The following is a 229-nucleotide window of genomic DNA, read 5'->3' on the forward strand; positions in this document are numbered from 1 at the left end:
GTTGGGGTTTATGGCCATATCGGAGTCCTCTCAACAGCACTCGATGCCTTTATGCTAGATGTCAAACCATTTGTTATTGGTAACGCGATTGCAGACTTTTCGAAAGAAGATCATATGTACACGCTTAAATACATTTCTGGTCGAAGTGGTTGTATTAAATCTGTCGATGACTTTGTCACAAGCGTCAGTTCAGACATCTCTTTGCCTTCTAGCGCTCTCAGTCTTGAAA

1 protein-coding gene is annotated in these 229 nt (G+C 41.9%); it reads left to right on the top strand.

Annotated features, from left to right (window positions below; all coding sequences use genetic code 11):
- The coding region (locus tag IQR33_RS33505) for an isochorismatase family protein (protein WP_228013988.1) at window positions 1-229 on the top strand (229 nt) is incomplete at both ends.

The sequence above is a fragment of the Vibrio sp. OPT46 genome, from assembly GCF_015163535.1.
GTDB lineage: Bacteria > Pseudomonadota > Gammaproteobacteria > Enterobacterales > Vibrionaceae > Vibrio > Vibrio alginolyticus.